The sequence below is a fragment of the Rhizobium sp. PL01 genome (assembly GCF_033447125.1).
Taxonomy (GTDB): domain Bacteria; phylum Pseudomonadota; class Alphaproteobacteria; order Rhizobiales; family Rhizobiaceae; genus Pararhizobium.
Genome location: NZ_JAWQUM010000011.1, coordinates 79,886 through 105,052, shown reverse-complemented (window position 1 = coordinate 105,052; position 25,167 = coordinate 79,886). Strand labels below are relative to the sequence as shown.

23 protein-coding genes are annotated in these 25,167 nt (G+C 57.5%); 14 read left to right on the top strand and 9 right to left on the bottom strand.

What is annotated here, in order from left to right; translation table 11 throughout:
• Window positions 1–9: 9 nt before the first annotated feature.
• The 14 genes from R6X40_RS23885 to R6X40_RS23820 all read left to right on the top strand — a co-directional run bounded on the left by R6X40_RS23885 (window position 10) and on the right by R6X40_RS23820 (window position 13,524).
• The gene (locus R6X40_RS23885) at window positions 10–2,049 is read left to right on the top strand and encodes a VTT domain-containing protein (protein WP_412178450.1); all 2,040 of its coding nucleotides are present in this window, start codon (window positions 10–12) and stop codon (window positions 2,047–2,049) included.
• A 343-nt stretch (window positions 2,050–2,392) separates the two neighbouring features.
• Complete coding sequence (locus R6X40_RS23880) at window positions 2,393–2,833, top strand: hypothetical protein (protein ID WP_318416693.1); 441 nt, start codon at window positions 2,393–2,395, stop codon at window positions 2,831–2,833.
• 53 nt (window positions 2,834–2,886) lie between these two features.
• Entirely contained in the window at window positions 2,887–3,381 is a 495-nt protein-coding gene (locus R6X40_RS23875; protein ID WP_318416691.1) for a cytochrome b, read from the top strand.
• 126 nt (window positions 3,382–3,507) lie between these two features.
• On the top strand, window positions 3,508–4,164 hold the full coding sequence (locus tag R6X40_RS23870) for a response regulator (protein ID WP_318416688.1): 657 nt from the start codon (window positions 3,508–3,510) through the stop codon (window positions 4,162–4,164).
• Complete coding sequence (locus R6X40_RS23865) at window positions 4,161–5,540, top strand: sensor histidine kinase (protein WP_318416685.1); 1,380 nt, start codon at window positions 4,161–4,163, stop codon at window positions 5,538–5,540. The genes R6X40_RS23870 and R6X40_RS23865 overlap by 4 nt, the downstream gene beginning before the upstream one ends.
• Before the next feature lie 87 nt (window positions 5,541–5,627).
• Window positions 5,628–6,311, top strand: a complete 684-nt coding sequence (locus R6X40_RS23860) for an MtnX-like HAD-IB family phosphatase (protein ID WP_318416682.1) — start codon at window positions 5,628–5,630, stop codon at window positions 6,309–6,311.
• Between the two features lie 21 nt (window positions 6,312–6,332).
• Window positions 6,333–7,754 (top strand): aspartate aminotransferase family protein, encoded by a 1,422-nt coding sequence (locus R6X40_RS23855; RefSeq protein ID WP_318416679.1) that lies wholly within the window; start codon window positions 6,333–6,335, stop codon window positions 7,752–7,754.
• A 4-nt stretch (window positions 7,755–7,758) separates the two neighbouring features.
• Window positions 7,759–8,712, top strand: coding sequence for an arginase (locus R6X40_RS23850; protein ID WP_318416676.1), 954 nt, complete (start codon window positions 7,759–7,761; stop codon window positions 8,710–8,712).
• Window positions 8,709–9,062, top strand: a complete 354-nt coding sequence (locus R6X40_RS23845; RefSeq protein ID WP_318416673.1) for an EamA family transporter — start codon at window positions 8,709–8,711, stop codon at window positions 9,060–9,062. Before R6X40_RS23850 ends, R6X40_RS23845 begins: the two co-directional genes overlap by 4 nt.
• Entirely contained in the window at window positions 9,059–9,931 is an 873-nt protein-coding gene (locus R6X40_RS23840) for a fatty acid desaturase (RefSeq protein ID WP_318416669.1), read from the top strand. The genes R6X40_RS23845 and R6X40_RS23840 overlap by 4 nt, the downstream gene beginning before the upstream one ends.
• Complete coding sequence (locus R6X40_RS23835) at window positions 9,921–10,736, top strand: alpha/beta hydrolase (protein ID WP_318416666.1); 816 nt, start codon at window positions 9,921–9,923, stop codon at window positions 10,734–10,736. Before R6X40_RS23840 ends, R6X40_RS23835 begins: the two co-directional genes overlap by 11 nt.
• Window positions 10,717–11,862: a GNAT family N-acetyltransferase gene (locus R6X40_RS23830; RefSeq protein WP_318416664.1), complete on the top strand. Its 1,146-nt coding sequence runs from the start codon at window positions 10,717–10,719 to the stop codon at window positions 11,860–11,862. Before R6X40_RS23835 ends, R6X40_RS23830 begins: the two co-directional genes overlap by 20 nt.
• On the top strand, window positions 11,862–12,266 hold the full coding sequence (locus R6X40_RS23825; protein WP_318416990.1) for an EamA family transporter: 405 nt from the start codon (window positions 11,862–11,864) through the stop codon (window positions 12,264–12,266). Before R6X40_RS23830 ends, R6X40_RS23825 begins: the two co-directional genes overlap by 1 nt.
• 19 nt (window positions 12,267–12,285) lie before the next feature.
• Window positions 12,286–13,524: a cyclopropane-fatty-acyl-phospholipid synthase family protein gene (locus tag R6X40_RS23820; protein ID WP_318416662.1), complete on the top strand. Its 1,239-nt coding sequence runs from the start codon at window positions 12,286–12,288 to the stop codon at window positions 13,522–13,524.
• 4 nt (window positions 13,525–13,528) lie between these two features.
• On the opposite strand, the gene R6X40_RS23815 is transcribed toward R6X40_RS23820, so the two are convergent.
• The 9 genes from R6X40_RS23815 to R6X40_RS23775 form a co-directional block, all read right to left on the bottom strand.
• Window positions 13,529–14,236: a MipA/OmpV family protein gene (locus R6X40_RS23815; protein ID WP_318416660.1), complete on the bottom strand. Its 708-nt coding sequence runs from the start codon at window positions 14,234–14,236 to the stop codon at window positions 13,529–13,531.
• 965 nt (window positions 14,237–15,201) lie between these two features.
• Window positions 15,202–17,550, bottom strand: a complete 2,349-nt coding sequence (locus tag R6X40_RS23810; RefSeq protein ID WP_318416659.1) for a beta-glucosidase family protein — start codon at window positions 17,548–17,550, stop codon at window positions 15,202–15,204.
• Between the two features lie 40 nt (window positions 17,551–17,590).
• A complete protein-coding gene (locus R6X40_RS23805) occupies window positions 17,591–18,079 on the bottom strand; it encodes a MarR family winged helix-turn-helix transcriptional regulator (RefSeq protein WP_318416989.1) in 489 nt (162 codons plus the stop codon).
• A 43-nt stretch (window positions 18,080–18,122) separates the two neighbouring features.
• The gene (locus tag R6X40_RS23800; RefSeq protein WP_318416657.1) at window positions 18,123–18,728 is read right to left on the bottom strand and encodes a cysteine hydrolase; all 606 of its coding nucleotides are present in this window, start codon (window positions 18,726–18,728) and stop codon (window positions 18,123–18,125) included.
• Between the two features lie 2 nt (window positions 18,729–18,730).
• Window positions 18,731–19,780 carry an ABC transporter ATP-binding protein gene (locus R6X40_RS23795; protein WP_318416655.1) on the bottom strand — a complete coding sequence of 350 codons (1,050 nt, stop codon included), beginning with the start codon at window positions 19,778–19,780 and terminating at the stop codon, window positions 18,731–18,733.
• Window positions 19,767–20,546, bottom strand: a complete 780-nt coding sequence (locus R6X40_RS23790; protein WP_318416653.1) for an ABC transporter permease — start codon at window positions 20,544–20,546, stop codon at window positions 19,767–19,769. Before R6X40_RS23790 ends, R6X40_RS23795 begins: the two co-directional genes overlap by 14 nt.
• Before the next feature lie 10 nt (window positions 20,547–20,556).
• Window positions 20,557–21,471 (bottom strand): ABC transporter permease, encoded by a 915-nt coding sequence (locus R6X40_RS23785; RefSeq protein ID WP_318416651.1) that lies wholly within the window; start codon window positions 21,469–21,471, stop codon window positions 20,557–20,559.
• Window positions 21,461–22,537: an ABC transporter substrate-binding protein gene (locus R6X40_RS23780; protein ID WP_318416649.1), complete on the bottom strand. Its 1,077-nt coding sequence runs from the start codon at window positions 22,535–22,537 to the stop codon at window positions 21,461–21,463. The genes R6X40_RS23785 and R6X40_RS23780 overlap by 11 nt, the downstream gene beginning before the upstream one ends.
• Before the next feature lie 359 nt (window positions 22,538–22,896).
• Entirely contained in the window at window positions 22,897–25,152 is a 2,256-nt protein-coding gene (locus R6X40_RS23775; RefSeq protein WP_318416647.1) for an MGH1-like glycoside hydrolase domain-containing protein, read from the bottom strand.
• Window positions 25,153–25,167: the final 15 nt, after the last annotated feature.

The window sequence follows — 25,167 nt, the reverse complement described above, 5'->3', positions numbered from 1 at the left end:
TCATGAGGAATGCATTTGTCGTACGTCAGCGCATTCACAAGCTTTGTAGAAATGTATCCGCATCTCGCATACGGTCTTGTCCTGCTGCTGGCATTCTCTGAATCACTTCCTGTATTGGGTGCCGTGGTTCCGGGAACCGCCATCATCGTCGGCCTGGCCGCACTTGTGCCGTCGGGCGTGTTGAAACTGTCTCCATTGCTCGTTGCGGCTCTGATCGGCGCAATGATCGGCGACGGCCTGTCATTTTGGCTGGGGCACCGCTATCACGAGCAGATCCTGACGAGATGGCCATTCCGACGATATCCTCAGCTCATCGAAAGAAGCGAAGCGTTCTTCAAAAAGTACGGTGGCAAGAGCGTCTTTCTGGCGCGTTTCACACCGGGTGTCCGCGCCTTTGTTCCCTTGGTGGCGGGGATGTTGAAAATGCCCGTCGGCCGTTTTTATATTTCCAATATTCTGTCAGCGTTTATCTGGGCACCATTGCATATTTTGCCTGGCGTAGCGCTGGGTGCCTATGTCCATTCGGCCGGAGAAGCTGCCGTCAGGCTGGCGATCCTGGTCGCTGTGCTTTGTTTTCTCGTTTGGCTGACAATACGGTTGGTGATGCTGGGAATTCGGCGAGGCGTTCCCATCCTTCAGTCAGGTTTAGGTGAGTTTCGATTATGGGCGGGTTCCCATGACAGTTGGCTTGGTAACCAGATCGCCTCACTGATCGATCCGGGGAGGCGCGAAACCGCGCTTCTTGCCGGGCTCTTCCTTTTGCTGATTGCTTCAGGATGGCTGTTTTTCGGAATCCTGGAAGATGTCGTGACCGGCGATCCGCTGGTCAGTTTCGACACCGCTATTTTCCAGCTACTCCAAGGTCTGCGAACGTCGTGGGGCGACGCGTTGATGATCGGTTTAACAGAACTGGGTGACACGACCGTCGTCGTTCCTGTCACGATCGCTGTTCTGCTGTGGCTGGCCTGGAGGCGTGCATGGGGCACATCCGCCTATTTTCTGGCGGCGGTTGCTGGTGGCTCGCTATTCAATACCGCAATTAAAGTGGCGGTTCATCGTGCCCGTCCAATTTCGGAGCTATACGACGGCTGGAGCAACTTTTCCTTTCCGAGCGGGCATAGCACCACAAATGCTGTCCTCTATGGTTTTATCGCATTTCTCATTGGCCGAAATCTGTCGCTGGCCGGGCGGGCGGGCGTTGCATTTGCAGCGGCCTTGCTCGTCACACTGATTGCGCTCTCACGCGTCTATCTTGGTGCCCATTGGTTCTCCGATGCCGTAGGTGGCTTGGCTTTCGCCATAACGTGGCTGACGGTCTTGGGCATCGCTTATCAGTATCACCGGTCCTCCGAAGACAGGACGAATGGCATTCTGGTCGTCACCATTATCGCTCTTGTCACGGCCGGTGGCCTCAACATCACCCGCCACTATCAGCGGGATGTTCATCGCTATGCCGTTAAAGACACGGCTCCGATGGCAGAAGTCGTCGATTGGTGGAATACAGGATGGCAGCAACTGCCCGCTCGCCGCGTCGATATCACGGGGGAAAGCGAAGAACCTTTTACCCTGCAATGGGCAGGCTCCTTGGATAAACTTCGAAGCACCCTTAACGGCGCTGAATGGCACATGCCACCGAACTCGACCCTAATCAACTCACTGCAATGGTTCACGCCGTCGCCAAAATTGATGTCACTTCCTGTCGTGGCACATCCCGAGCGCGGACGGTTGCCGTCAATGACCCTTGTTCGCGCGAGTGGAACTGAGCACGGTGAAAGCCGATATGTTCTTCGCCTCTGGCGGGCAAACAAGCGCTTGAGTGGAACTTCTCAAGCCGAACTTTGGCTGGGCTCGGTTGTCGAGGAAACGGTAACATCTGTTCTCGGGGTCGCTGCTTACGCGACAGAAAACAGTGACGTCAATGATCCACGAAATGCCCTAAGCCAGGCTCTTCCAGCTGCCAAGGTAGTAGGGCGAGACACCAACACTGACCATCACAATTGGGACGGTAAAACATTGCTTGCCGGCGACAGGGACCTGACAGGCAGATGAAAGCTCCTACGTCGTCGTTGGTTCGGCACCACGAATGTACGTCGCTCGCTGAGCGACACGTATTCCCAGGCTCCCACAGAAACCGGCAGAGCAGAGGAAGGCGACTGAGGGGGCGCCAGCTCACCTCAGGTTGAACAGGAAACTGACTTCAGGACCGCCGTTCGACATGCGGCAAACACGTCCAGCGGCGGGTCATAGACTTTGGTGACAACGGTCATCAGGTGAGATGGCCGCTCACCTGATGTCACTCTTGTCGGCAAAATATTCCAGATCTCTCATCCATTGGAGCAGTCTTCCACTATCTGCGTCATTCCAGCCAAGTCTGAAGAGTCACGTGCGCCACATGGGTTTCGTCGCCACGGCCCGCGTCTCGGCCCATCCTCAACGTTCAGCTGCCCGTCAGCAGGGCCGCTTAGTGATCCAGGCCTTTCAGCTAAAAAAGGTGATGAAAGATGTGTTCCTTCCAGCATACACGTGCTGCCCTCGCAATTGTCTGCATCACAAAGCCGGTATTCGCCGCCGCCGCCGTCAAGGTTGTCGAAGGCGGCCGTCCGATGACATTCGGACGCTGGATCAGCCAACGATCAAGGCCGGCGAAACAACATTCCTCGTCCACAACGACGCGATGAACGAAAAACACGAAATGGTTCTCTTGAAGCTGAAATCCACGACCCCGAAGATCGTCGTCACTGCCGCCATGGGGGCGCGAAAAAGAGAAAAAGCTGAACGGAACAGGCGAAGTATCCGAACTGAAGCCCGGCGCGGATGGGGAGCTGAAAGCTAGACTCGTGCCGAGGCCCGAGAGCAACTTACTCGAAATGGAAGGGTATGTATTCCGTGCAAACGCCAAGTTCATTTTCCGTGCCGCAGCGCCTCCTGCACTGGTTGACGGCGGCACTCGTCTTCTTCAACCTGCTTCTTCCTGACGGCATGAACGAGTGGAATCGCAGCATCAAACGAACGGGTACGGCAACCGCAGACCAGGTCGCGAGCGCCAACATTCACGCCTATGTCGGGGTGGCAATCCTGATCCTCGTCGCGCTGCGTGTTGTCCTTCGGGTCGTTCAAGGCGTACCGGCGTCATCGTCGCAGGAGCCAATGGTCTTCAGGCTGGTATCCCAGGCTGTCCACGTGCTCCTGTACGGTCTTCTGATTGCAACGCCAGTGACGGGCATGGCCGCATATTATTTGAGCTATAACGCAGCCGGTAATGTACATGCCGAAATCCTCAAGGTCATCCTCTGGGTGCTCATCGTCGGCCATGTGCTAGGCACTCTGGCTCATCAATTCTACTGGAAGACTAATGTTCTCCGGCGGATGACGGTTGGCTGATACCCCCGCTGGGCCGATCCGTCGGCTGGAGCAACCCATTTTACAAATGGTAGAACCAGTATAGCCTGAAGTTAGACTGTCCATAAATTGCCAACACGCACCTTCGGTGCAGGCTAGGATCAGATTGTGCGCATCTTACTCGTAGAAGACGACAAAATTCTCGGCTCATCGCTCCAAAAAGCTCTTGAGAAACATGCGTATGGCGTGGATTGGTTTCGTGATGGCGTATCCGGTCTCGAGGCCGCCGGAAGTGCAGTTTTCGTCGCCGTCATCCTTGACATTAATTTGCCGGAACTCGGCGGTATTGGAGTTTTGAGGGGGCTCAGGCAAAAAGGAAACCCGGTGCCAGTGCTGCTTCTGACGGCTCTTGATTCAATACCGCAGAAAGTGGAGGGTCTTGACGAAGGCGCGGACGATTATCTGGTCAAACCTTTCGACCTGGATGAACTGCTTGCCCGGTTGCGCGCGCTGATACGTCGGAGGGATGGACGCACGGAAAGCGTTATCCGCTGTGGAGATCTTGAGATCGATCCATCGGCCATGGTCATCCGCCGGAGCGGGGCCCAGATTCTTGTCACCGCCAAGGAGTTTCATCTGCTGAAGCTCCTGATGGAGCGTTCAGGACGTTACGTAACCAAGAACGATATTGAATATGCGCTTTACGATGCGTCCAGTCTGGTCGAAAGCAACGCGATTGAAGTCAATATCTACAATCTGCGCAAGAAGCTCGGGGCCGACGTCATCAAGTCTATTCGTGGCGTCGGCTATATGATCGAGCAATGAAAAATTCGACACTCGCGCGCAAACTTTTTCTCAGAATAGCACCGGTCGTTGCAGTGACCATCATCGTGATCGGCGTTTTTGCGTTTAACAGCGCGACCCGAGAGATCGATAATATCTACGACGCCCAGCTGATTAACGACGCCAATGTGCTTTGGGGCTTGTTGCGTCACAGGCTAGAAGATCCCTCTCGCCAAAGCCCACACCGGATCGATGATATCGATCTCAATATGGACAATCAGCTCGCGCTCAACGAGGACGCCGACGATTACGCCGACGCTCATATGTTCCGCGGCTGGGTGGACGGCCGGATCGCCATTTACAGCAGCACCGCGTTCTTATCCGACGTGCCGCGACGCGCGGTTGGCTTCAGCAATCTTTCGTATAAGGGCGAGGGTTGGCGCGTCTATTCGCTCGCCATTCCAAACACGTCCATTATCATCGAAGTTGGTGAAAAGGATGCGCTCAGGGCGACGCTTGTTGCCAATATCCTTCTGAACCTTTTTTTCCCACTGCTTGTTCTCCTGCCGATCATCGGCTTTCTAATCTGGGTCGGGATCAACAGTGGCCTGAGCACGATTCATGACATGGTCCGTCAGATTCGTTCGCGCTCACCCGACGACCTATCTGTCATTCCCATCGAGCGCCTTCCCCGTGACCTGCTGCCGCTTGGCCGGTCTATCAACCAGCTTCTCGGCAAACTCGGGCATTCCTTGACGCTCGAACGGCGTTTCTCCGATCTGGCCGCCCATCAGTTGCGCACGCCGCAGGCCTCCGTGAAACTGCTGCTGCAAATGCTGCGCACGGCCGATGGCGAAGCGGAACGCCAGCAACTCGTCGGCGCTCTGGTAGAAAGCAACGACCGGGCGTCGCATCTCATTGAGCAGCTCTTGCGTCTCGCGCGGGTCAGCCATCATCCGCTTCGGGTGGAACGGGTTCCCGTGTTCCATATGACGGCGTCCGTGCTGGCTGAATTCGGCACTCTCATCCATAACCGAAGACTGGACGTGTCCTTAAGCGGCGAAGAAAATCTTGAGGTTGAAACTGACGGATCATTGTTGCGAACCATGATCAGCAATCTGATCGACAACGCCGTAAAATACTCTTCCGACGGCGGGCGGGTCGCGGTTTCCATCACGATGGGAGAGGGGGTCTGCCGACTTTCGATCAGCGATACCGGTCCCGGTATTCCTCCTGAAGAGCAGGCCACGGTGTTCCAGCGTTTCTACAGAATAGACACGCTGCACACCGAAGGCGCGGGCCTTGGCCTTGCCATCGTGGCCGACATCGCAGAACGCCTCGCGGTTCAGATCAAGATGGCAACACCGGACTGGGGCGGGGGCTTGAAGATGGATCTGCACATTCCCCAAAAGGTTTGACGATTTCAGTTTCGCCTCATCTTGCCCTCATGTTCAACTCATCGCGCCTTGATAAGACCTCTTCCAGACGACGGCAGGGATTGGTTCATGCAGGTGTTTTGCGATTTTGACGGGACGATATCCATCGGCGACGCGACGGATCAGGTTTTATCCCGCTTCGCAGATCCGGACTGGGAAACTATCGAGCAGGAATGGTCTCGCGGCTCGATCGGATCGGCAGAATGCATGCGCCGGCAAATTGCGCTTGTGCGTACCACGCCGCACGATCTGGACGCATTCCTCGACACCGTGCCGATCGACCCGGGTTTTCCTGCTTTTCTGACCGTCTGCAAGGCGCGGGGCATTCCCGTCACCGTCGTCAGCGACGGCGTCGGCTATTTCATCCGTCGCATTCTCGCCCGCCACAACATCTTTGATTTGCCCATCATCGCCAATGTGCTGGCCCGGCGCCAGGAGCCTGAAGGCGTGGTCTATTCCCTCGATCAGCCATTCGCGGACCGGACCTGCAACGCGGGATCGGGTGTCTGCAAATGCGCCGTGGTCGAAGATGCCGGCTGGACCGTCTACATCGGAGACGGGCGCTCTGACTTCTGCGTCTCTGACAAGGCTGACATCGTGTTCGCAAAAGACAAGCTCGCGGAGCACTGCAGCCGGCAGGCCATTCCCTTCATAAAATTCGACACCTTCACCGATCTACTCCCCCGCATGACGTCGATCCTATCCAACGAAACGCGATCCTACCGCGCCTGGACACAATCCCGGATCGCGTGAACCAGCCTGAGAGGCATTTCTATGCGCACCAATGTTGTAACCGTTCCGAAAGCCGCAAGCCGAGCTATCGAGGCGACCGAAGAACACCTACGTTTTCTGGAGGACACCTATTGTTCGCACGGCGATACGGTTCATTATTCGCCGAAGCCGAAATTCTTCAGCGAGTGCAATGGTTCGTACCTTTATGACGAAGGTGGTACGCCGTTTCTCGATCTTCAGATGTGGTATTCCGCCGTCAATTTCGGCTATCGAAACGAACGCCTGAACGCGACTGTGCATCGCCAGCTCGATCGCCTGCCGCAGGTGGCCTCCCAGTATCTACACCGTGAGAAGGTCGAGCTTGCGGCAATGATCGCGCAGGATGCTGAGCGCAAGTTCGGTCACAAGGGCAGGGTGCATTTCAACGTCGGCGGGTCGCAGGCCATCGAGGATTCGCTGAAGCTCGTCCGAAATTACACCGGCGGAAAAAGCCTGATGTTTGCTTTCGAAGGGGGCTATCACGGCCGTACGCTCGGCGCATCAGCCATCACCTCGAGCTATCGCTATCGCCGCCGGTATGGCCATTTCGGCGATCGTGCGCAGTTTGTCGAGTTCCCCTACCATTTCCGTGGGCCGAAAGGCATGTCCAAGGAAGAATATGGCGAACAATGCATCGCCAAATTCGCCCGCCTCTTCGAGAGCGAATACAATGGCGTCTGGGATCCGAAGGCTGGCAAGAGCGAATATGCCGCCTTTTACATCGAGCCGATCCAGGGGACGGGCGGCTATGTCATCCCGCCGATGAATTTCTTTAAGGGGCTGAAGTCGGTTCTGGATCAGCATGGGATCCTGCTGGTGGTCGATGAAATCCAGATGGGTGTCTACCGTACCGGCAAACTCTGGTCGGTGGAGCATTTCGGGGTGTCGCCGGACATTCTCGTATTCGGCAAGGCGATCACCAACGGGCTCAATCCTCTTTCAGGCGTCTGGGCCAAGGAGGAGCTGATCAATCCGACGGTGTTCCCGCCGGGCTCGACGCACTCGACATTCGCCAGCAATCCGATGGGAACCGCCGTGGCCCTTGAAACCATGAAAATGCTTCAGGAAGAGGATTTCGGCGCCTCGATCATGGCCAAGGGTGCGTATTTCCTCGATGGCTTGAAGCAGTTGCAGCGCACGCATGCCATCGTTGGCGATGTGGACGGGCTGGGTCTCGCCCTGCGCATGGAGATCTGCCAGGCCGACAGCTATACGCCTGACAAGGCAACGATGGACTGGCTGTGTGACGAAGGCATGAAGGGCGACCTGCAGGTAGGCGTGAAGACCTACGGTCTCGTTCTCGACGTGGGCGGTTACCACAAGAACGTCATCACCTTCGCCCCGAGCCTGCTGATCACCTATGAGGAAATCGATCAGGCGCTTGCCTTGCTTGATCAACTGCTGATCCGCGCTGTGCGGAGATAGCCCGGTGCAACTCCTTCTCCTTCATCTTGATGATGCTTTGGAGTTGCAGCCCGGCTTCGTGCGCGCCTGCGTTTCCGCAGGCGCGTCGCAATATGCCGACAAGGATGCAGGCAGGAATGTACGGCTATGGAGCAAGCAGCAGCAACTGGGTGAACTGGGACGCAGCATCGCCAAAAACGGATCGACGGGCAATGGACAGCCCCAGCTCTGCTTCATGGGGTCCGGTGACTTTCATCATGTGACGGCCTTGCTGCTTGATGCCGCTCTGGAGCAGCAACCCGTCCCAACGACGCTTATCCACTTCGACAACCATCCCGACTGGGTGACATTCGACGGCGGATTGCACTGCGGATCCTGGATCAACAGCGCACTGGGAAATCGGAATATTCAAAAGGCCATCACTATAGGCGTGTGCAGTCGCGATTTGCGCAATCCGGAGCGGAAGGGGGCCAATTTGCGATGGCTCGCCCAAGGCAGGCTAGAACTGTATCCCTATTTCCATCCGCCGAGCCTGGTGTCGGCCGACTATGGCAGCGGTGCAAGTTTCCACCAAGATGCAGGTGCGCTTCACTGGCGATCGATCCACGAGATTGGAGAGGAAAATTTCTTCGAGGAAATTTTGAGCCGCATCCAGACGCCATCGGTCTATCTGTCGATCGACAAGGATGTTCTCAGCGCAGACGATGCTGTTACAAATTGGGATCAAGGCAGCATGCGGCTGCCCTATCTGCTTGCGCTGGTCAGCGAAATCGGCCGGCGTCACCGCATCATCGGGGCGGATGTCATCGGCGACTACTCCGCGCCCAGTTATTCCGGAACGCTCTGGACGCAGATTGCCAAGACGGCGGAGAGCCTGATCGATCAGCCGCGTTTGCGCCATGGGAAATCGGCGATTGAGGACGTCAACAGCGCTGCGAACCACGCGCTTCTCGACGTCCTGGCGGAGCATATGCAATGAACGGCAGCCTGACCCTGCCCATGATCGGCCTGATCTGTTTTTGCATTCTTGCGGAAACGGCACGGGAGGTCTGTTTCAAACACGCAGCAAGCGACAGCAGGTTGGGCGCGGCGTTGATTAAACCGGTCACCTGGGCCGGTATTATCTTCTGGGCGGTCGAACTGGCGAGCTGGACGGCTGTTCTGCAGAAAGTGCCGCTCTCGATCGCCTTTCCGCTGATGGCCCTGAGTTACGCCACCATCGTGATGGCCGGGGCCATTCTTTTCAAGGAACACATCAACTTCAACCACGCCACGGGGGTGTTTCTCATCACCGCCGGCGTGGTCTGTGTGGGAGTGACGGGATTATGAAAACCTTCGCGCATACCAGATGGGACGCGGTCCCGGTTGCGGCGGCGCTGGCGCATCTGGCCTTCGACATTTTTCTGATCGCCGGTTTCGAAGGCCGGCCACTCTGGGTGTCTGCCGTTCTCGGTTGTCTGTATGCCGTCTCTATTTCCTGGAATATCAACAGCATATCCCACAATTTCATCCACACGCCCTATTTCAAGCCACGATGGATGAACTACGCCTTCAGTCTGCTCGAATCGATCGCGATCGGCTTTTCGCAGACCTATTACAACTGGGTCCACATGCGGCATCATTCTGGAAACAGCGACCGGCCGGATGGAAAAGGCGACACGATCGACCTTCTGTCGATCTATCGCCACGGTCGCAACGGTGCGCCGGAAAACGTCTGGTCCTACACGTTTCTCAGTTTTTTTCGCGACGATATCGGAGACATCCACAGGGCTATCGGTAAGAACCGCCCGTTCGATGCCAAGTGGGGGCGTTTCGAACTGCTCGCTTTTTTTGCCGTTACGGGGGTCGCGATGCTCTATGACTGGAGAGCAGTGCTGTTTTTCGTGCCCTTTTATTATCTCGGCAACTGCCTCTCTTCCCTGAATGGCTATTACGAGCATCTTCACGGCGATCCCGACGTGCCGATCGCCTGGGGTGTGAGCAGTCATAAGCCGTTCTACAACTGGCTTTGGTTCGGCAATGGTTACCACGCGGAGCACCATTACCGCCCGAAAACGCATTGGACGAAACTGAGCACACTGCACGAGCAGATCAGCGTCGAACAGGAAAAAGCCGGCGTGCACGTCATCAGCACCTGCCATGCCCTGGGTTTCATGGCCAGGGAAAACCGCCAGCTGGAGCCGCATCGTGACATCTGAGGATCTGAGTTTCTATCTCGAGGGAACCAATGGCAACGGCGTGCTTCTCGTCCATGGCCTGACCGGCGCACCAGCGGAAATGAAGCTGGTCGCCCGGCAGCTCAATCGAAGGGGGTACAGCATTTACGCACCGCTTCTGGCAGGACACGGTACCGATGTCGGCGCGCTGCGCCGCTCGCGCTGGCAAAACTGGCTGGACAGTGTGATCGAGGCCGCGGCGCTGTTGGCGACACGTACAGAGGATATCTTTGCTGCCGGCATCTGCGTCGGCGGGAAGCTCTCGATCCTGGCGGCGGATGCGCAACCGGAAACCATAAGAGCTGCCGCGATCTACTCGCCATGCTTCGGTTACGACGGCTGGAACGTACCGTTTTATTATCCGCTTCTTTCGCACAATATCGATTGGCTCGCGCACATCCCTTTTCTCGATCGGCTCAGCTTCAGTGAAACCGCGTCGATGGGCATCAAGGACCCCCGCATGCGCCGAATGATCGAGGGTATCGCGGGGGAAGGTATCCTCGAAAAGTTCCCGGGAAAGGGGCTGGTTGAGATGCATCGGCTCGGCAAGGCCCTGAAAAAGAGACTGCCGGGCATCCATACGCCGACGCTAATCGTGCATTCGGTGGAAGACGATCTGAGCCACGCCCGGCACGCCCGCTATATCAGCGACCATATCGGCGGATCGCATGAGCTGAGATGGATCGAGGACAGCTACCACATGATCCATGTCGACCGGCACCATCGCCAGGTTGCGGACTTCACAGCCGATTTTTTCGAGGCCGATCATGCTTCATCTTGTGCGTAATCCCATTGCCGTTGGTGCCAAAGGCCTGGCCGCCTGCATCAGCAAGACAATCCTCGACATTGAGCCGGCGGCCTGGAACATATGCTTCCCCGTGCAGGTCGAAGACTACGATTGCCTGCTGGCCATTGAGGAAGCGAGCCTCGCGGGCTTCGAATGGCGCTACATTACGCTTGTCGAGGATGACAGGGTCCTGGCCGCCATGCCGTTTTTCGTCTGCCTCTACGCATTGGATACCACGCTCGAAGATGGCCCGGTTCGCCGGATCGTGCGGCGTATACGACAAGGGTTCCCACGGTTGCTTACCTTGCGGCTTGCCTGCCTCGGTTCGCCCTGCACGGAGAGCGCTGCGGTCGGATTTCATCCCGATGTTGCTATCACCCGGCATGCGGCACTGTTCTCCGAGCTGTTAGGCGCGTTCGAAAGATGTGCGGCGGATGAGAAATGCGCGCTCATGGCGCTCAAGGATGTGCCTGAGACCACCCCGGCGGCTCTTGTCGATGTTCTTGCCAAAAGGCGGTACTTCCCGATCGGTAGCTTACCGACCGCCTGGCTCGACATCGATTTCGAAACGATCGAAGCCTATCTCGAAGGCCTGTCTTCTGGCACGCGCAAGAATATGCGCCGCAAACTAAAATCACTGGAAAAGGTGCGCATCGAGACGCGAAGCGATTTTGCCGACCTGTTGCCGCAGGTGATGGCGCTTTACCACGATACGCGTAACCGCAGCGAATGGCAGTTTGAGGAGCTGACCGAGGCCTATTTCTCCGGCGTTCTCGCGCGGATGCAGGGGCGGGCCTTCTGCACGTTCTATTTCATCGGCGACACGCTGATGGCGGCCAACCTGCTCGTTCACGACGATAACACGCTGATTGACAAGTTCTTCTGCATGGATGGGGAGCTGGGGCGTCCTTACAACCTCTATTTCCTCAGCTGGTTCACCAATCTACGCCATTGCCTTGAAAACGGTCTAACCCGCTATCAAAGCGGGCAAGCCTATTACGAAAACAAGGTGCGGCTGGGCAGCACGCTGACGGCCAACACCATGTTCTTTCGCCATCGCAATCCTGTGATGCAAGCGGTGCTGAGGCTTGTTTCACCGCATTTTTCCACTGGAGAGGCCAGATGATGACGCCGGTCCGTCTCTCGTGGCTCGCTGTGCCCGTGCTAAACACGCTGTTCCAGATTTTCATCAAACGCGGTGCCGAAAATCTTGGCGAGACCGGCGATCCGCCGCATTGGATAGCCGGTGCACTTCAGTCTCCCTGGATACTCGCAGCCCTTGCCGTGGAAATAATCTGCTTTTTCCTCTGGATGAGGATCCTCTCGGAACTCAATCTCAGCAAGGCCTTTCCTCTATCGGCCATCAGCTACGTTCTGGTCATCGCAAGCGGCTGGCTAGTTTTCGGCGAGCCTGTCGTCGCACTTCAGGTCATCGGAAGCATACTGATCCTCGCTGGCGTCTGGTTGATTGCCGTTGCGAAAACAGTGACCGGAAACACGCATGACGCCCGGTCGACATCCCACAGTTGATTGAACAGGAAAGATCGGCATGCCGCATCTGGATCACCGTGACGCAGCACGATATTCGGTCGTAGACCGCATTCTGAAACATGCACTCGCGCGCATCGTCACGAGCGGGTCCTTGAGGGTTACGACAGCGCAGGGGCGCGTCATGACGTTCGGAGACGGCACGGGCACACTCGTCTCCGTCCGCTTCACGGACAATCGAGCGCAATGGGCGCTTCTGATCGATGCCGATCTGCGGCTCGGCGAACTTTACATGGACGGAAGGTTTCTTGTCGAAACCGGGACGATCTACGATTTCGTCGGCCTGATGTTGCGGGAAGCAGGCAACCGGAAACATCCGCTTGTCGGCCGGCTGATCGATAGCATGCGTGCACGGTTGCGCATTTTTAGACTGCGAAATTTGCCGGCCCGCTCGAAGCACAATGTCGCCCATCACTACGATCTGGACGCGCGCCTCTACGAACTTTTTCTGGACAAGGACAGACAATATTCCTGCGCCTATTTCGAGCATGAAGAGCAAACACTCGAGGACGCACAGGCTGCAAAAAAGCAGCATCTTGCCGCAAAGCTCAGGATCGAGCCGGGCAACACCATTCTAGACATCGGGTCCGGCTGGGGCGGTCTTGGGCTTTATCTCGCACAGCAGGAACCTGGCTGCCGTGTCCTCGGCGTGACACTATCCGAGGAGCAACTGGTCTATGCGCTCAGACGGAAGCTACTCGCTCCAACCACCCTTGAGTTTGCCCTGCGAGACTATCGCACTTTGACTGGCCGCTTCGACAGGATCGTATCGGTTGGCATGTTCGAACATGTCGGTGTCGCCTCCTATCCGGCCTTTTTCAAAACATGCTATGCGTTGCTCGAAGACGATGGTGTCATGGTTCTGCATACGATCGGATGTTCCGGGCCGCCGGGATTTACCACGCCCTGGCTCGACAAATACATATTCCCGGGTGGTTACGTTCCAGCGTTGTCAGAGATCGTGCCGGTCATAGAGGCCGCCGGTTTCATCGTCACGGATATTGAAGTCCTGCGTCTGCATTACGCCTTGACGCTCCAACATTGGCGCGCGCGGTTCATGGCGCACTGGAGCGAGGTCGAACGCCTCTATGACGCGCGCTTTTGCCGTATGTGGGAATACTATCTGGCGACGGCGGAAGCCGCCTTCCGCTACGAGGATCTCGTCGTGTTCCAAATCCAGATCAGCAAACGCAATGACATTCTTCCCATCACACGCGATTACCTGGCTCATCCGGCCTGATGGATCAAAAACCGATTTCAAATGACCGGCTGAGTGAAAACCCGATTACATTCTGGTGCCGTGAGCCGAGAACGCTCGTGATCGGGCTTGTGGCGGCATCATTCAACAGCCGATCGTATTTATAATAGACCTGCGCGCTCCATTTCGGAGACAGTGTATAGGTACCCGCAACGGCCAGGCCGACGGACTTCAAGCCCCCTTTTGCGTCAAAAGCATCAAGGCGTCCGTTCGCAACCGCCTCACTGGGGGAGACGCCGAAGTTGGTGCTCATATAGGCCGAATTTGCCAGCGAAGCGCGGGCACCGGCAGACAGGACAAGCTTCTCGTCAACGGGCAAAAACCAGTCACCGGAGAGATCCGCCACAAGGCCTTGTCCGTCCCAGAGTGCCTGGCGGGTTTCGACGCGCAGCCGCAATCTATCGCTAACCGGCCAATATTGCACAAAAGCACCCGCATCGATCGTCCAGTCTATCGTGCGCAGGCCCTCAAGGCGCTGGTCGTCCGAAGTGGAACGCCCGGACCGAAAGCCGGCAACGGGACCAAACTCCACGCCCGCGATCTCGAACAATGTGGTGTCAAGGTTGTCGTCCGGCGCACTATACCCTGCGGCCTCACCCATGCGACGGATATCGAAGGAAGGAGCGACGCTGAACGAGCTGCGGCTGGCCCCCTCATAAGAGGGGCCATATTCCGTAGATCCGCCAATGGTCACGATCCAGTCCGCTGATTTTTGTTTCTCCGCATCCTGTGCAACTGCGCGATGGGCCGGCGTCAGCATGAGCAGAAAAATACAGCCCGTCAAATATCTTGCGCACCAGCGCCCGGAAGAAGCCATACCACCGACCAATCGTCAAAGTACAAGTTGTAACCCTCTACTTTTTCATGTGGCGCGGCAAGGGCAGGAGCCAGCGCTGAGGCATATCATTGAAGATGTCGCTGGAATCGTTGGCAACGCACTGTAGTCTTTCCGTTGGCGCACGGCTCGTCCGTCCTCGTGTTGGGCTGTATTTTCTCGTTTATCGTTTATCGTTTATCGTTTATCGGTTGCGCGTGGCTAGGGCATGGGCACGCCATAAATCCGAATTTCGACCATGAGGAAGGCGGACAGTTAATTCTAACTGTTGGTCTTTTCTTCTTCTATAGCTGCCCATTATAGTTGTCGTGGCTTTGTTTTGGCGACGAAAATTATGGTTGTTGGTTCAATGAGGCCACAGCGCTTTACTCCTTGCTTTCGTCACGCCCGTTGTAGGCTTTCGGAGACCAATTTGGCGGATGGCATCAGACTCATTCTTTACGCAATGACCATATTCGTAATCGTCGTTTTTTGCCAATGCTGCTGAAAGACGTCCTCGGCAGACGTGTTCATGCCTTGATTATTCCGCCTTCGGCAATGACAGCTTCCTGCGTATCGACATCCAAACCCGCAGCGGCACCGAGCTCTATGCCTACCATCGGCTAGCCAGACTTTTCGATAATATGACGTGCCCCGACATCTCCCTCCAGACGCGTCACCGCGCCGTACAATGAACGTGGAAGGATAACCGGATTGTCGGGTTTTCCTTGGGACACGGCACGAACGAGATGCCGTTTTCTCTCCCTATCTGCCAACGGACGGATGCGAAACGCCTGGACGATGTCTGCGAGAATGGCAGCAGACAATGTCTGCGCCGAACCCTTTTACGAGGGAACGTTGTTCAGTTCCTCCAATATCGCGGCGATCTCTTCCTTACGCACACTGTCACCGACGTACCAACTGACAGTATCGTAAAATCCGAGGAAAGAACCATGGACCTTGTCGAGGAGGGCACCTGCCTCCATGTCCGAGATCGATAGTTTCGCGGCGAAGAAACGTTTCAGCATCACATCCGCCAGCGGATGGGAAAGGACCAGTGCCGGCGACGAGTCTGGAGTGAGTGTTGGTAGCGGGAATGTCTGCCGCTGGCAGGGCAGGGTATGGCTGATACGAATATCACGCGACGAGGCAGCGGCCTCGATCACGAAAGCCTCGGCATCCAAGACCCATGCGGCACGCGCGGTGTCGAAATACTGGAAATCACGCGCACCAAGCACAAGTGTTACGGTCTTGACCTCACCGGGATCCACTTGCACCTTGGCAAAGGCTTTGAGTTCCCTGACTGGCCGCTTCAAGCCGGGTTTGACCGGGCGGATATAAATCTGGACGATTTCCTTGCCCGCGACAGACCCGGTATTTCGGATGGTGACATGCGCAGTGCAGCCGCCGCCCGGCGCAATCGCGTCCGCATCGAGCGTCATGTTTTCATAGGCAAACGTCGTGTAGCTTAGGCCGTGACCGAAGGGAAAGAGCGGCTCGATTACCTTCAGATCGTAAAAGCGGTAACCGACGAAAACACCTTCGCTATACAGATGGCGGCCGCGTTCGCCCGGATAGGTGTGCCAGCCCGGGATATCCTCGATGCGCACCGGCATAGTGGCCGATAACTTGCCGCAAGGGCTCCGTTCGCCAAACAATAACAGGGCGATGGCTTCGCCGCCGCCCTGTCCCGGATAAAAACAGGCGAGCACCGCATCGGCATCATCGATCCATCGCGCCTCGACGGTATCGGGCATTGAAAGGATGACGATGACTTTTCGTCCGGCAGCGGTCAGGGCTTCGATGACAGCATCATGGCCTACGCCCAGCCGCAGGGAATCGCGATCATTGCCTTCGCCGTGGCGGCTTTTTTCATTTTCCGCAAAGACGATCGTGACATCGGCATCCCGTGCCGCCTCGACAATCGCATTAAGGCCGCGTTCGAGCCCGCCTGCGTCGCCTGAGATCGACGGCAGATGCTGGATGGCGAAGCTCGCGCCTGCACGCTCGGTGATCTGCGTCAGCGGGCAATCGACGCGGTAGGGATTGGTTGTCGCCGATCCCGACCCCTGGATGATCGGTTCGATGGCTCCGTCGCCGACGACCAGAAGCCGGCGCAATACTTTGGGATCGAGCGGCAGGACGCCATCTTGGTTTTTCAACAGCACGATCGATTCCGCCGCTAGCTGGCGCGACAGCGTATGATGATCGTCGAGATCGGCCGTCGTCTCCCGCCGTTCGTTGGTTTTGCAAAGCCGCACGAATTCGAGAAGCCTCCCGCAGGCTGCATCCACCACTGCCAGATCGACGTCTCCTGCTTCGATCGCCTCGAGAAATTGCCGCTTGCGCGGTTTGCTCTCCGGCATGTCCAGTATCGTTCCGGCACGTAGCGAAGCGGCGCGGTCCTTGATCGCGTGCCAGTCGGAAAGCACCAGCCCGTCATATCCCCACTCGTCGCGCAGCACTTCAGTCAGCAGCCAATGGTTCTCTGCCGCCTGAACGCCGTTCAGCAGATTGTAGGAGCTCATCACCGTCCAGGGCGTGCTCTTCTCGATCGCCCGCTCGAAACCTGCCAGATAGATTTCCCGCAACGCCCGCTCATCGACATCGGAGCTTGTCGTTGTGCGATCGATCTCGGAATTGTTGCAGGCGAAATGTTTGAGCGAGGCTCCGACGCCGTTGTCCTGCAGTCCGCAAATCAGCCCAGCCGCGAGGTCGCCGTTGATGACCGGATCTTCCGAATAGTACTCGTAGGCCCGGCCGGCAAGCGGCGTGCGGCGCGTATTGATGCCCGGGCCGAGCAAGAGATGAACGCCAAAATTCTGGCACTCGGCTGCAAGTGCCGCGCCCATGCGATAGGCAAGATCGACATCCCAGGAACAGCCAAGTAGATTGCCGTTTGGAAAGCATGTCGCAGGGCGTGTCGTACCGAACATGCCGCGTGCATCGCCGGCCTGCTGATTGACGAGGCCCAGAAATGCTTGAAGGCTGTTTTCGTCGCTGTCGCCGGCATCGATCTGGGTGGTCGAATATCGCACGCCATAGGCCCCATCGGTCATGACGATCGACGGAATACCGAGCCGCTCGATGCTCGCGGTTTTCCACAGCCCGTGGCCGCTGAGAAAATCGACCTTCTCGACCACTGTCATCTGATCGACAAGCGCTTTGATTTCGTCATTCGTCGGCTGGAACATGGGGAGAGCTTTCAAGTCTTGCGGGTCAAACCGAAGCGGCTCAACAAATTTTCTGGAGCAGTTCCATCAACATCATGCGCTCGGCCGGGGTAAGCGTGCCCAAGGTCTCCTGCGAAATCTGCAGGGCGATTGCCAGATTGCGGTCAACAGTCGCGTTTCCCTCGGCAGTCAGCGTCAGGACTAGACGGCGCGCGTCGGCGGGGTCCGGCGCGGTGTGAACGAGCCCGCGCTTGACGAGACGATCCACAACGCCCTTGATCGTCGCCATATCCATCGCGGTTTCACGGCCGAGATTGCCTTGGGAACAGGGCTGAAGATCCTTGAGCTTGACCAGCGCCGCCCATTGGGTGGTCGTCAGCTTCTCTGAGATCAGGCTGGCAAAAATAGCAACGTGCCGTTGGTTCGCCTGGCGCAGATAGAAGCCGATCTGCTCGCCAAGCGTATATTGCGCGTGTTGAGCGTCGGTGGCGGAGCGCGAGGACGGAGCACCGTCAGGTGCACTGGTATCGTGTTTGAACGGAACGTCCATCGGATCTCTCAAATCTTGCTTTTTGCCAACGGCTTGAATCCCGTCATACTGCTTCATGCTGCCACAAATTGAGAATGGCCTGAGTGGATAAAGTTTCGACCTGTTCGGAAAGCCTCGGCACCAGATGGGTCATGACAGCGTCATGCGCCGCCTGATCGCTGCTTGTCAGCGCGTCGGTAGCAAGAATGACCCTGTAGCCGGCATCGACGGCATCGAGAACGCTCGCATAGACACAGACATCGGTCTCCACGCCGGAAAAGATCAAGGTATCGATACCCAATGTCTTCAGCCGTTCGGCAAAGCCCGGCGAACCGAAAATGGAGTAGGTCGCCTTGTCGATGACTGCGCTCCCATCGGCAATGGCGGCCAGCGGCGCCATCAAATCCAACATCGCCGGATCGAGCGTATCGAGCGTGACGGCCGACCAGCGGTTATAATAGGTCTTCCAACGGCCTGTCGCGGCTGCTGCATTCTGCGGAACGACGAAGCGGGCGAACAGGGTTTCCTTCGGCCGCGCCGTGCTAAGCATCAACACGTTAGGAAGAATATCCGCTATCGCAGGCGTGTACCACACCGTTCCTTCGGCAAAGAGGCGTTGCATATCGATAACGAGATGCAGCGTGTTTTTCGAGAACGCTTCAGTTTCCATGATCAATCGGCCACTGCGACTGTGTGATCCGCCGACCAGTTAAGCGTAATTTCGTCGCGCTCTTTCAGGACGGTGCCGTCACGGTTCTGCGCAAACAGCTTGAGCGGCAGGCCGTCCGCCGTTTCCAGATGATAGGACAGCACGGGTCCCGCATAGATGACGGTCTTGATGCGTGCCTTGATGCTGTTTTCGGCGGCATCGCTTGATGCGATCGCCATTTTTTCGGGCCGTATGGCAAGCGTTACCTTGGTACCTGCGGCGGGCAGGGTGCTCGTGCTTTTAATCAGCGAACCATCGGCCAGGCGGACGGCGCCGTTTTCAGCCGTACCGGTGAGAAAGTTGGAATCACCAAGGAACTCGGCGGCAAACCGCGTCAGCGGCTTTTCGTACACCGTTTCAGGTTCGCCGATCTGAACGATGCGGCCCTTGTCGAGAATGGCCACCTTGTCTGAAAGGGTCAGGGCTTCTTCCTGATCGTGCGTTACGAAAATCGTCGTCAGGCCGCTCTCGCGCTGAATGCGCAAAAGCTCGACCTGCATTTCTTGGCGCAGCCTGCGGTCGAGCGCCGACAGCGGTTCATCAAGAAGCAGCACGCTTGGCTTGATGACGATGGCACGCGCCAGCGCCACACGCTGCTGCTGGCCTCCGGAAAGCTGCTTGGGGGTGCGTTCGCCGAAACCGGGAAGGCGTACCATTTCCAGCGCGCGATCGACTTCCTTGCGGGCTGCAGCCCCCTTGATACCACGCCGTTCGAGACCGAAAGCGACATTCTGGGCAATCGTCATATGCGGAAAGAGCGCATAGGACTGGAACATCATGCCGATGTTGCGACCCCAGACGGGAACATCCGTGACATCGGTGTTGCCGATCATCACAACGCCATTGTCTGGCTTGATGAAGCCCGCAACGATGCGCAGCAATGTCGTCTTGCCCGAACCGGAGGGGCCGAGAAGGCTGGTGAAGGAGCCTTCCGGAAACTCGGTGGTGATGTCGGCGAGAACCGGAGTGGTGCCGTAGGTCTTGGCGACGGAATTGACTTTAACGTTTGTCACTGGTGTCTCCGGGCTTGGCGAAGCGCGCAAAAATCAGGATCACGGTCATCGAGCCGAGCAAAAGCACGGTCGAGATCGCATTGATTTCAGGGGTGAAGCCCTTGCGGATCGAGGAGTAAATCTGCACCGGCAGCGTCGTGTAGCCGGGCGTTGCGAGGAAGTAGGAAATCACGAACTGGTCAAGCGATACTGCGAAGGCGAACAGCGCTGCTCCCAGTATGCTCGGATAGAGCAGCGGAAGCGTGACTGAGAAGAAAGCGTGGACTGGTGTCGAGCCGAGGCTCATTGCCGCTTCCTCAAGGTCGGCACGGATGGTCCTGAAACCGGTGCCAACAACCATAACCACATAAGGGACGGCGAGCGCCACGTGACCAATCAGCAGCGCATGCATGCCCCGGCCGATGCCAGTCCAGTAGAAGAAGATCAGCATTGCGGTGCCGGTGATTAGCCAGGGAATGGCGATCGGCGGTAAGAGCATCAGTTGCAACAGGCTCTTGCCGCGAAACGTTCGCCTTGACAGCGCGACCGACGCCATCGTTCCGAGTGTCGTTGCAACCACCGCGGTGATCAGGGCGATGATGATGCTATTCATGCCAGCTGTCAGTAGGATCTTGTTGCCCCAGAGAGCGTCGTACCACCGCATCGAGAAGGTGAACGGCAGTTCGTAAAGCGGCGAGGCATTGAAGCCCATGGCCATCATCACGAGGATGGGCGTGTAGAGGAAGACCAGGATGGCGATGAGATAGAAACGTCCAAGTGATGTCATGATCTTCTCCTCACGCTGCCGTGCCACGGCGAAGGACGCCGGAGAAGGTTGCAAAAATCGCGAGCACGACGGCGAGAAGCGTGAAGGAGAGAGAGGCACCCAGCGGCCAGTTAAAGGCCTGCGTGAATTGGTCCTCGATCACCGTTCCCATCGTCACGCCGACGCGTCCACCGAGAATACGGGGTTCCATGAACGACCCGATCACCGGAACGAAGGTCAGGACCGCGCCTGAAATTAGGCCGGGGGCCGCGAGCGGCAGAAGAATCTTGAACAGGATGGTCCACCAGCGCGCGCCGAGGCTTACAGCAGCTTCGATGATCGCATCGTCGATCGTCACGAGCGCGATGTAACAGGTGAGGATCATGTATGGCAGGTAGCCGTGAACGAGGCCGACCACGATGGCGTAGCGGGTGTAGAGGAACCCGATCGATCCGGCATCCGGGGCCACCATGTGAAGCAGACTGTCCAGGAAGCCATTTTCCCGCAACACCATTGTCCATGAAAAGACGCGGACCAGGCCGTTCGTCCAGAACGGCAAAAGAATAAGGATGAGCAGCATTTCGCGCGTCTTGCCGAACGTCGAGCGCACGAGGGCGACGGCGGCCAGAAAGCCCAGAACCGCGCAAATGAGCGTCGTCCAGAAGCCAATCAAAAGCGAGGTGATGCCGATGCCGACCAGATAGGGCTGATCGAAGAAGGCACGGTACTGTTTCAGCGTGAATACGATCGGCGCCTTGCCCATCGGCGTCGCCGAAAGAAAGCTGAATGCGAGCATGGTCAGGAGCGGCAGGAACACCGCTATTGTCAGCCAGCCGTATGTCGGCATCAAAAGGGCTGTTGTCGAGACCCACGGCGGGAGCGCGCGCCTACTGCGCGGACCCGAAGGTCCACGCGCTGACGCCAATGTCAGCTGGTCATTCTGCATAGAAGGCTTTCACTTCCTGCCAGAGGTTGTTGAAGGCTTCGCGGCGGTCATCCGGAATTCCCGAAACGATAGCCATCGTCTTCAGATATTCAGGCTTGTGCACTTGGCGGCTGAGATCGTTGGCAGGGAGAGCGTCGATGGCCGCAGTGTTTGCTGATGCCGGAGCGCCGACCTTGGTTGCCCATTCGACGTAAAAGGCCGGGTCGATCATCCAGTTGGCGAATTCAAGCGCGCCTTCGGGATTCGGCGCGGATGCCGGGATGCCGAGACCGTCAACCCAGCCAACGGCCCCTTCCTTGGGAACGACGAATGTCACAGGCAGTTTGGAATTGCGCTTGGAGCGCACCGAGCCACCCGACCAGAATACGGAAAGATCGAATTCCTTGGCCGCGAAGGACTTGTTCCACTGGTCCTCGGTTGACCAAAGAAGCTTGACGTTGGGCTTGATCGACTTCAGCGCCGTCGTGATGGCAGCGAGATCCTTTGGATCGTTCATGTCCTGACCGGTCATCAGGGCACCAAGGCCGACATTGATGATGGCATCATCGTCAAAGGCAACGCGGCCCTTGTAGGCCGGATCAGCCAGAGCGGCATAGCTGTCAGGAACCGGCATGCCTTCGCGGATCGCCAGCGAAGTCATACCCCAGACCCACGGAACCGCGTAGCCCTTGCCATCCTTGCTGAAGTTCGGATTGGTCAGGAGCGCGCTGTCGACGGTCTTGGTGTTTGGGACCTTGGTGAAATCGATCGGCTGGAGAAGGTCCTCGGCGACGGCCTGGGCGCAGCGCGCGGCGTTGAGAACAACCAGATCATACGTGCCCGGATTGGTGCGCAGCTTGGTGAGCATTTCCGATTCCGAGCTGTAATAATCGTGGACGACTTCAATGCCGGTCTTTTCGGTGAAGGCCTTGATCGACCAGGCTTCGTCGGTGCCGTAGCCCTGCCAGTTCAGGACCGTGATGGTGCCGGCCGCAGCGGCCATGCCGGGCAGCGCGGAGAAGCTGACGCCGGCAACAAGTGCTGCGGACATAAGTTTCAATATATTGCGTTTTGTGATCTCAGTCATGTTGGCACCCCTCTTGAAAATACACAGTTGTGGCTGATCGTGAACTCGGTCAGCGATCGCAATGGGATCGGCAAAGCCGAAAACAAAGGCACGCTGTAAACGCGCCGTTATGCTTTGTGTACAAATTAAAAATCGAGCGAATGACAATAATTGCAAGCTATATTTCAGGGCGAGCGAAGGCGTGTTCCGCAGCATGGCGAAACATCATCTTCAATCGACAATACAACATAAGTTGCGATACAGGACCTGACCGGCGACATTTAACGTCCAGCGTAATCCTCAGTTCAAACCCTCTGATTTTTTATCAGTCTTTTCATTTTTTATTTGTGTACAAACTATTATGCAGGTTTTCCTATCTGTCAAGGTGTTGTTGATGCCGGGCGCGCTTCCGTCGGTGAAAAATAGACCTGCAAATGCTGCTCCTGCGCGCTTTCGGCGATATCCACGCGAATGCCATCATGACTTGTGGTGTAGGCAGCGCCGGCTCCATTGAGCCGGACGGCGGCCACGGTGCCTGTCGCGATGCCCGGCAGGTCGATGGTCCCGCCTCCCGTGACTGGCGCGATGACGCAGGCCAAAGCCGTGCCGCCAATATGGATTTGCGAAAAGGTTGTCTGCAGATCTGTTGTCATCACCGTGCGGTCATTGAGCGTCATGGTGAGGGCGCCGCCTTCGACGGCGATATTCAATGTTCCGGCAGGCGACAGCATAGGTCCGATGGACAGGTCGCGGCCATCGTTGCGGACGGTCCATCCGGTCCATGGATCGAAATCGACGATTTCGCCCGTCGCCATCAGCGGCAGCAGCGCAGCCCAGATATAGAACGGGTCGGTATCGCCCTGATCCATCGCGTCGCCGGTGACTGCATTATAGTTTTCCGATGCGATGCGGTCCTTGCACCAGGATTTCATGAAGAGCTCGTAGCACTGGCTGGCCAGTTTGCTTGCCTGCGCGTTGAACCCGTATCGGCGCAGGCCGAGCCAGACCATGTAGTTGACGTTCGGCCAGATGCGTCCGCGCCAGTAGACGTTGTCGGCAAACGCCGGGTCGTCGCGCGTTGCGTTCGGCAGGACGAAATCACCGCCGAATGTTGCCTTGTCGCTCAAATGTTCAAGCAGACGGGATGCCTGTTGCGGTGTGGCGGCGCCGCTGAGCAACGGATAGAAGCTGGTGGGCGACAGCGAGCGGACGAAGCCGCCGTTGCGCTGGCGGTTGGCGAAGATGCCGCGGCTTTCGTCCCATAGTGTTTCCGAGATCAGCTTGCGACTGCGCTCGGCGATCGCGGCGAATTTTCGTGCCGCGTCGTGCTTGCCGAGAACCGCCGCTATCTTCGACAGCATTTCGGCGTCGAGGGCGGCTGCGCAGTTCAGGCCGAGGTCAAATGTGGACAGCGTCCGGGTGGCAGGATCGTAGACAGCTTCGTCATGGGTCGCAGAATTGTCCATGCCGGTTTCGTTGCGTGCGCCGAAGGCTGTTCCCTTGTAGAGGCCTTCGCCGACATCCGAGGTTCCGCAGGACAACAAGCCGAAAGCATCCGGATCACGGTTTTCCCACCACCAGCGTTGATTGCGGGCAAGGGCCTCGTAACTTGCCGCAAGCATCGAGCGTTCGCCGGTCCGCTGGTAGAGCTGCCAGGCAACAAGGGCACCGTTCGGGTGCTGGCTGCGATCGACCCAGGCATCATTGGAGGTGACGATGCAGGCGATGTTGCCTTGCGGCGTGGCGCTGGCCATCGCTGTTGCCATGTTTTCGCGGGCCAGATCCGCGTCGAAAACGCCGGCGAGAAGCGCTGCGAAAAGCTGGTCGTTGTACCAGACGGCGAATTTCCCGAGGTTCCAGATCCGCGTCACGGCCGTATAAGGCCGCGCATTGGTATCGTCCCAGATGGTGTTCCAGGCAACCACATCACGGACCGCATCAAGAGATCCGGCAAACACCCCGGTCTGGGCATCGGACATTGCAGCCGGGGCATCCCCGGCAAGGCAAGCCTCGGCTTTTGCGATGGCAAGTTCGGCGCTGTCAGCGACAGCCGCCGCATAGGCGCTCTTGCGCATCATTTCGAGATTGAACCGCAGGGCAACGACCGGCGCCTCGTTGCGGCGGGTGGCTGTGTAGAAATACCCGTTTTCCTCAAAATCGGCGCGCAGTGCATCGATCGTCTCGTGGCCGGTGACATGGACAGGCGCCTCTGCCGTGACGACCGCGACGAAGCGGGTGCCGACCTTTAGGAGCGTGGTGTTACGCCCAGCATCATAGACCCCGATCTCGCCGCCATCGGATGAAATTGCCAGCGTCAGCCAGAACCGCAGACCCCATTCGGCAGATACCGCGCCATCCCAGCTTCCCCGCACAGCGAACGGGTCGGTTTTCGTTGCCGAAAAGGCGACCGTCGTGCCGGTATGGTCGGTTTCCAGCTCGATCAGCGAGCCGTCGATGGTGTGCCGCCCCAGACGGACCGGGTTGTGGCGCGGCTCGATGGCCGAGGTTGTCTTGCTGCGGGTCGAATAAAGCACCGGGGTGATGCGCACGCCGAGCGGCAGGAAAACCATCTCGGCCGGGCGTTCTGACCAGCTGTTCCAGGCGCGCATCAGGGGAATGGTCGTATGTTTCGGCATGGCTGTGATATCCGG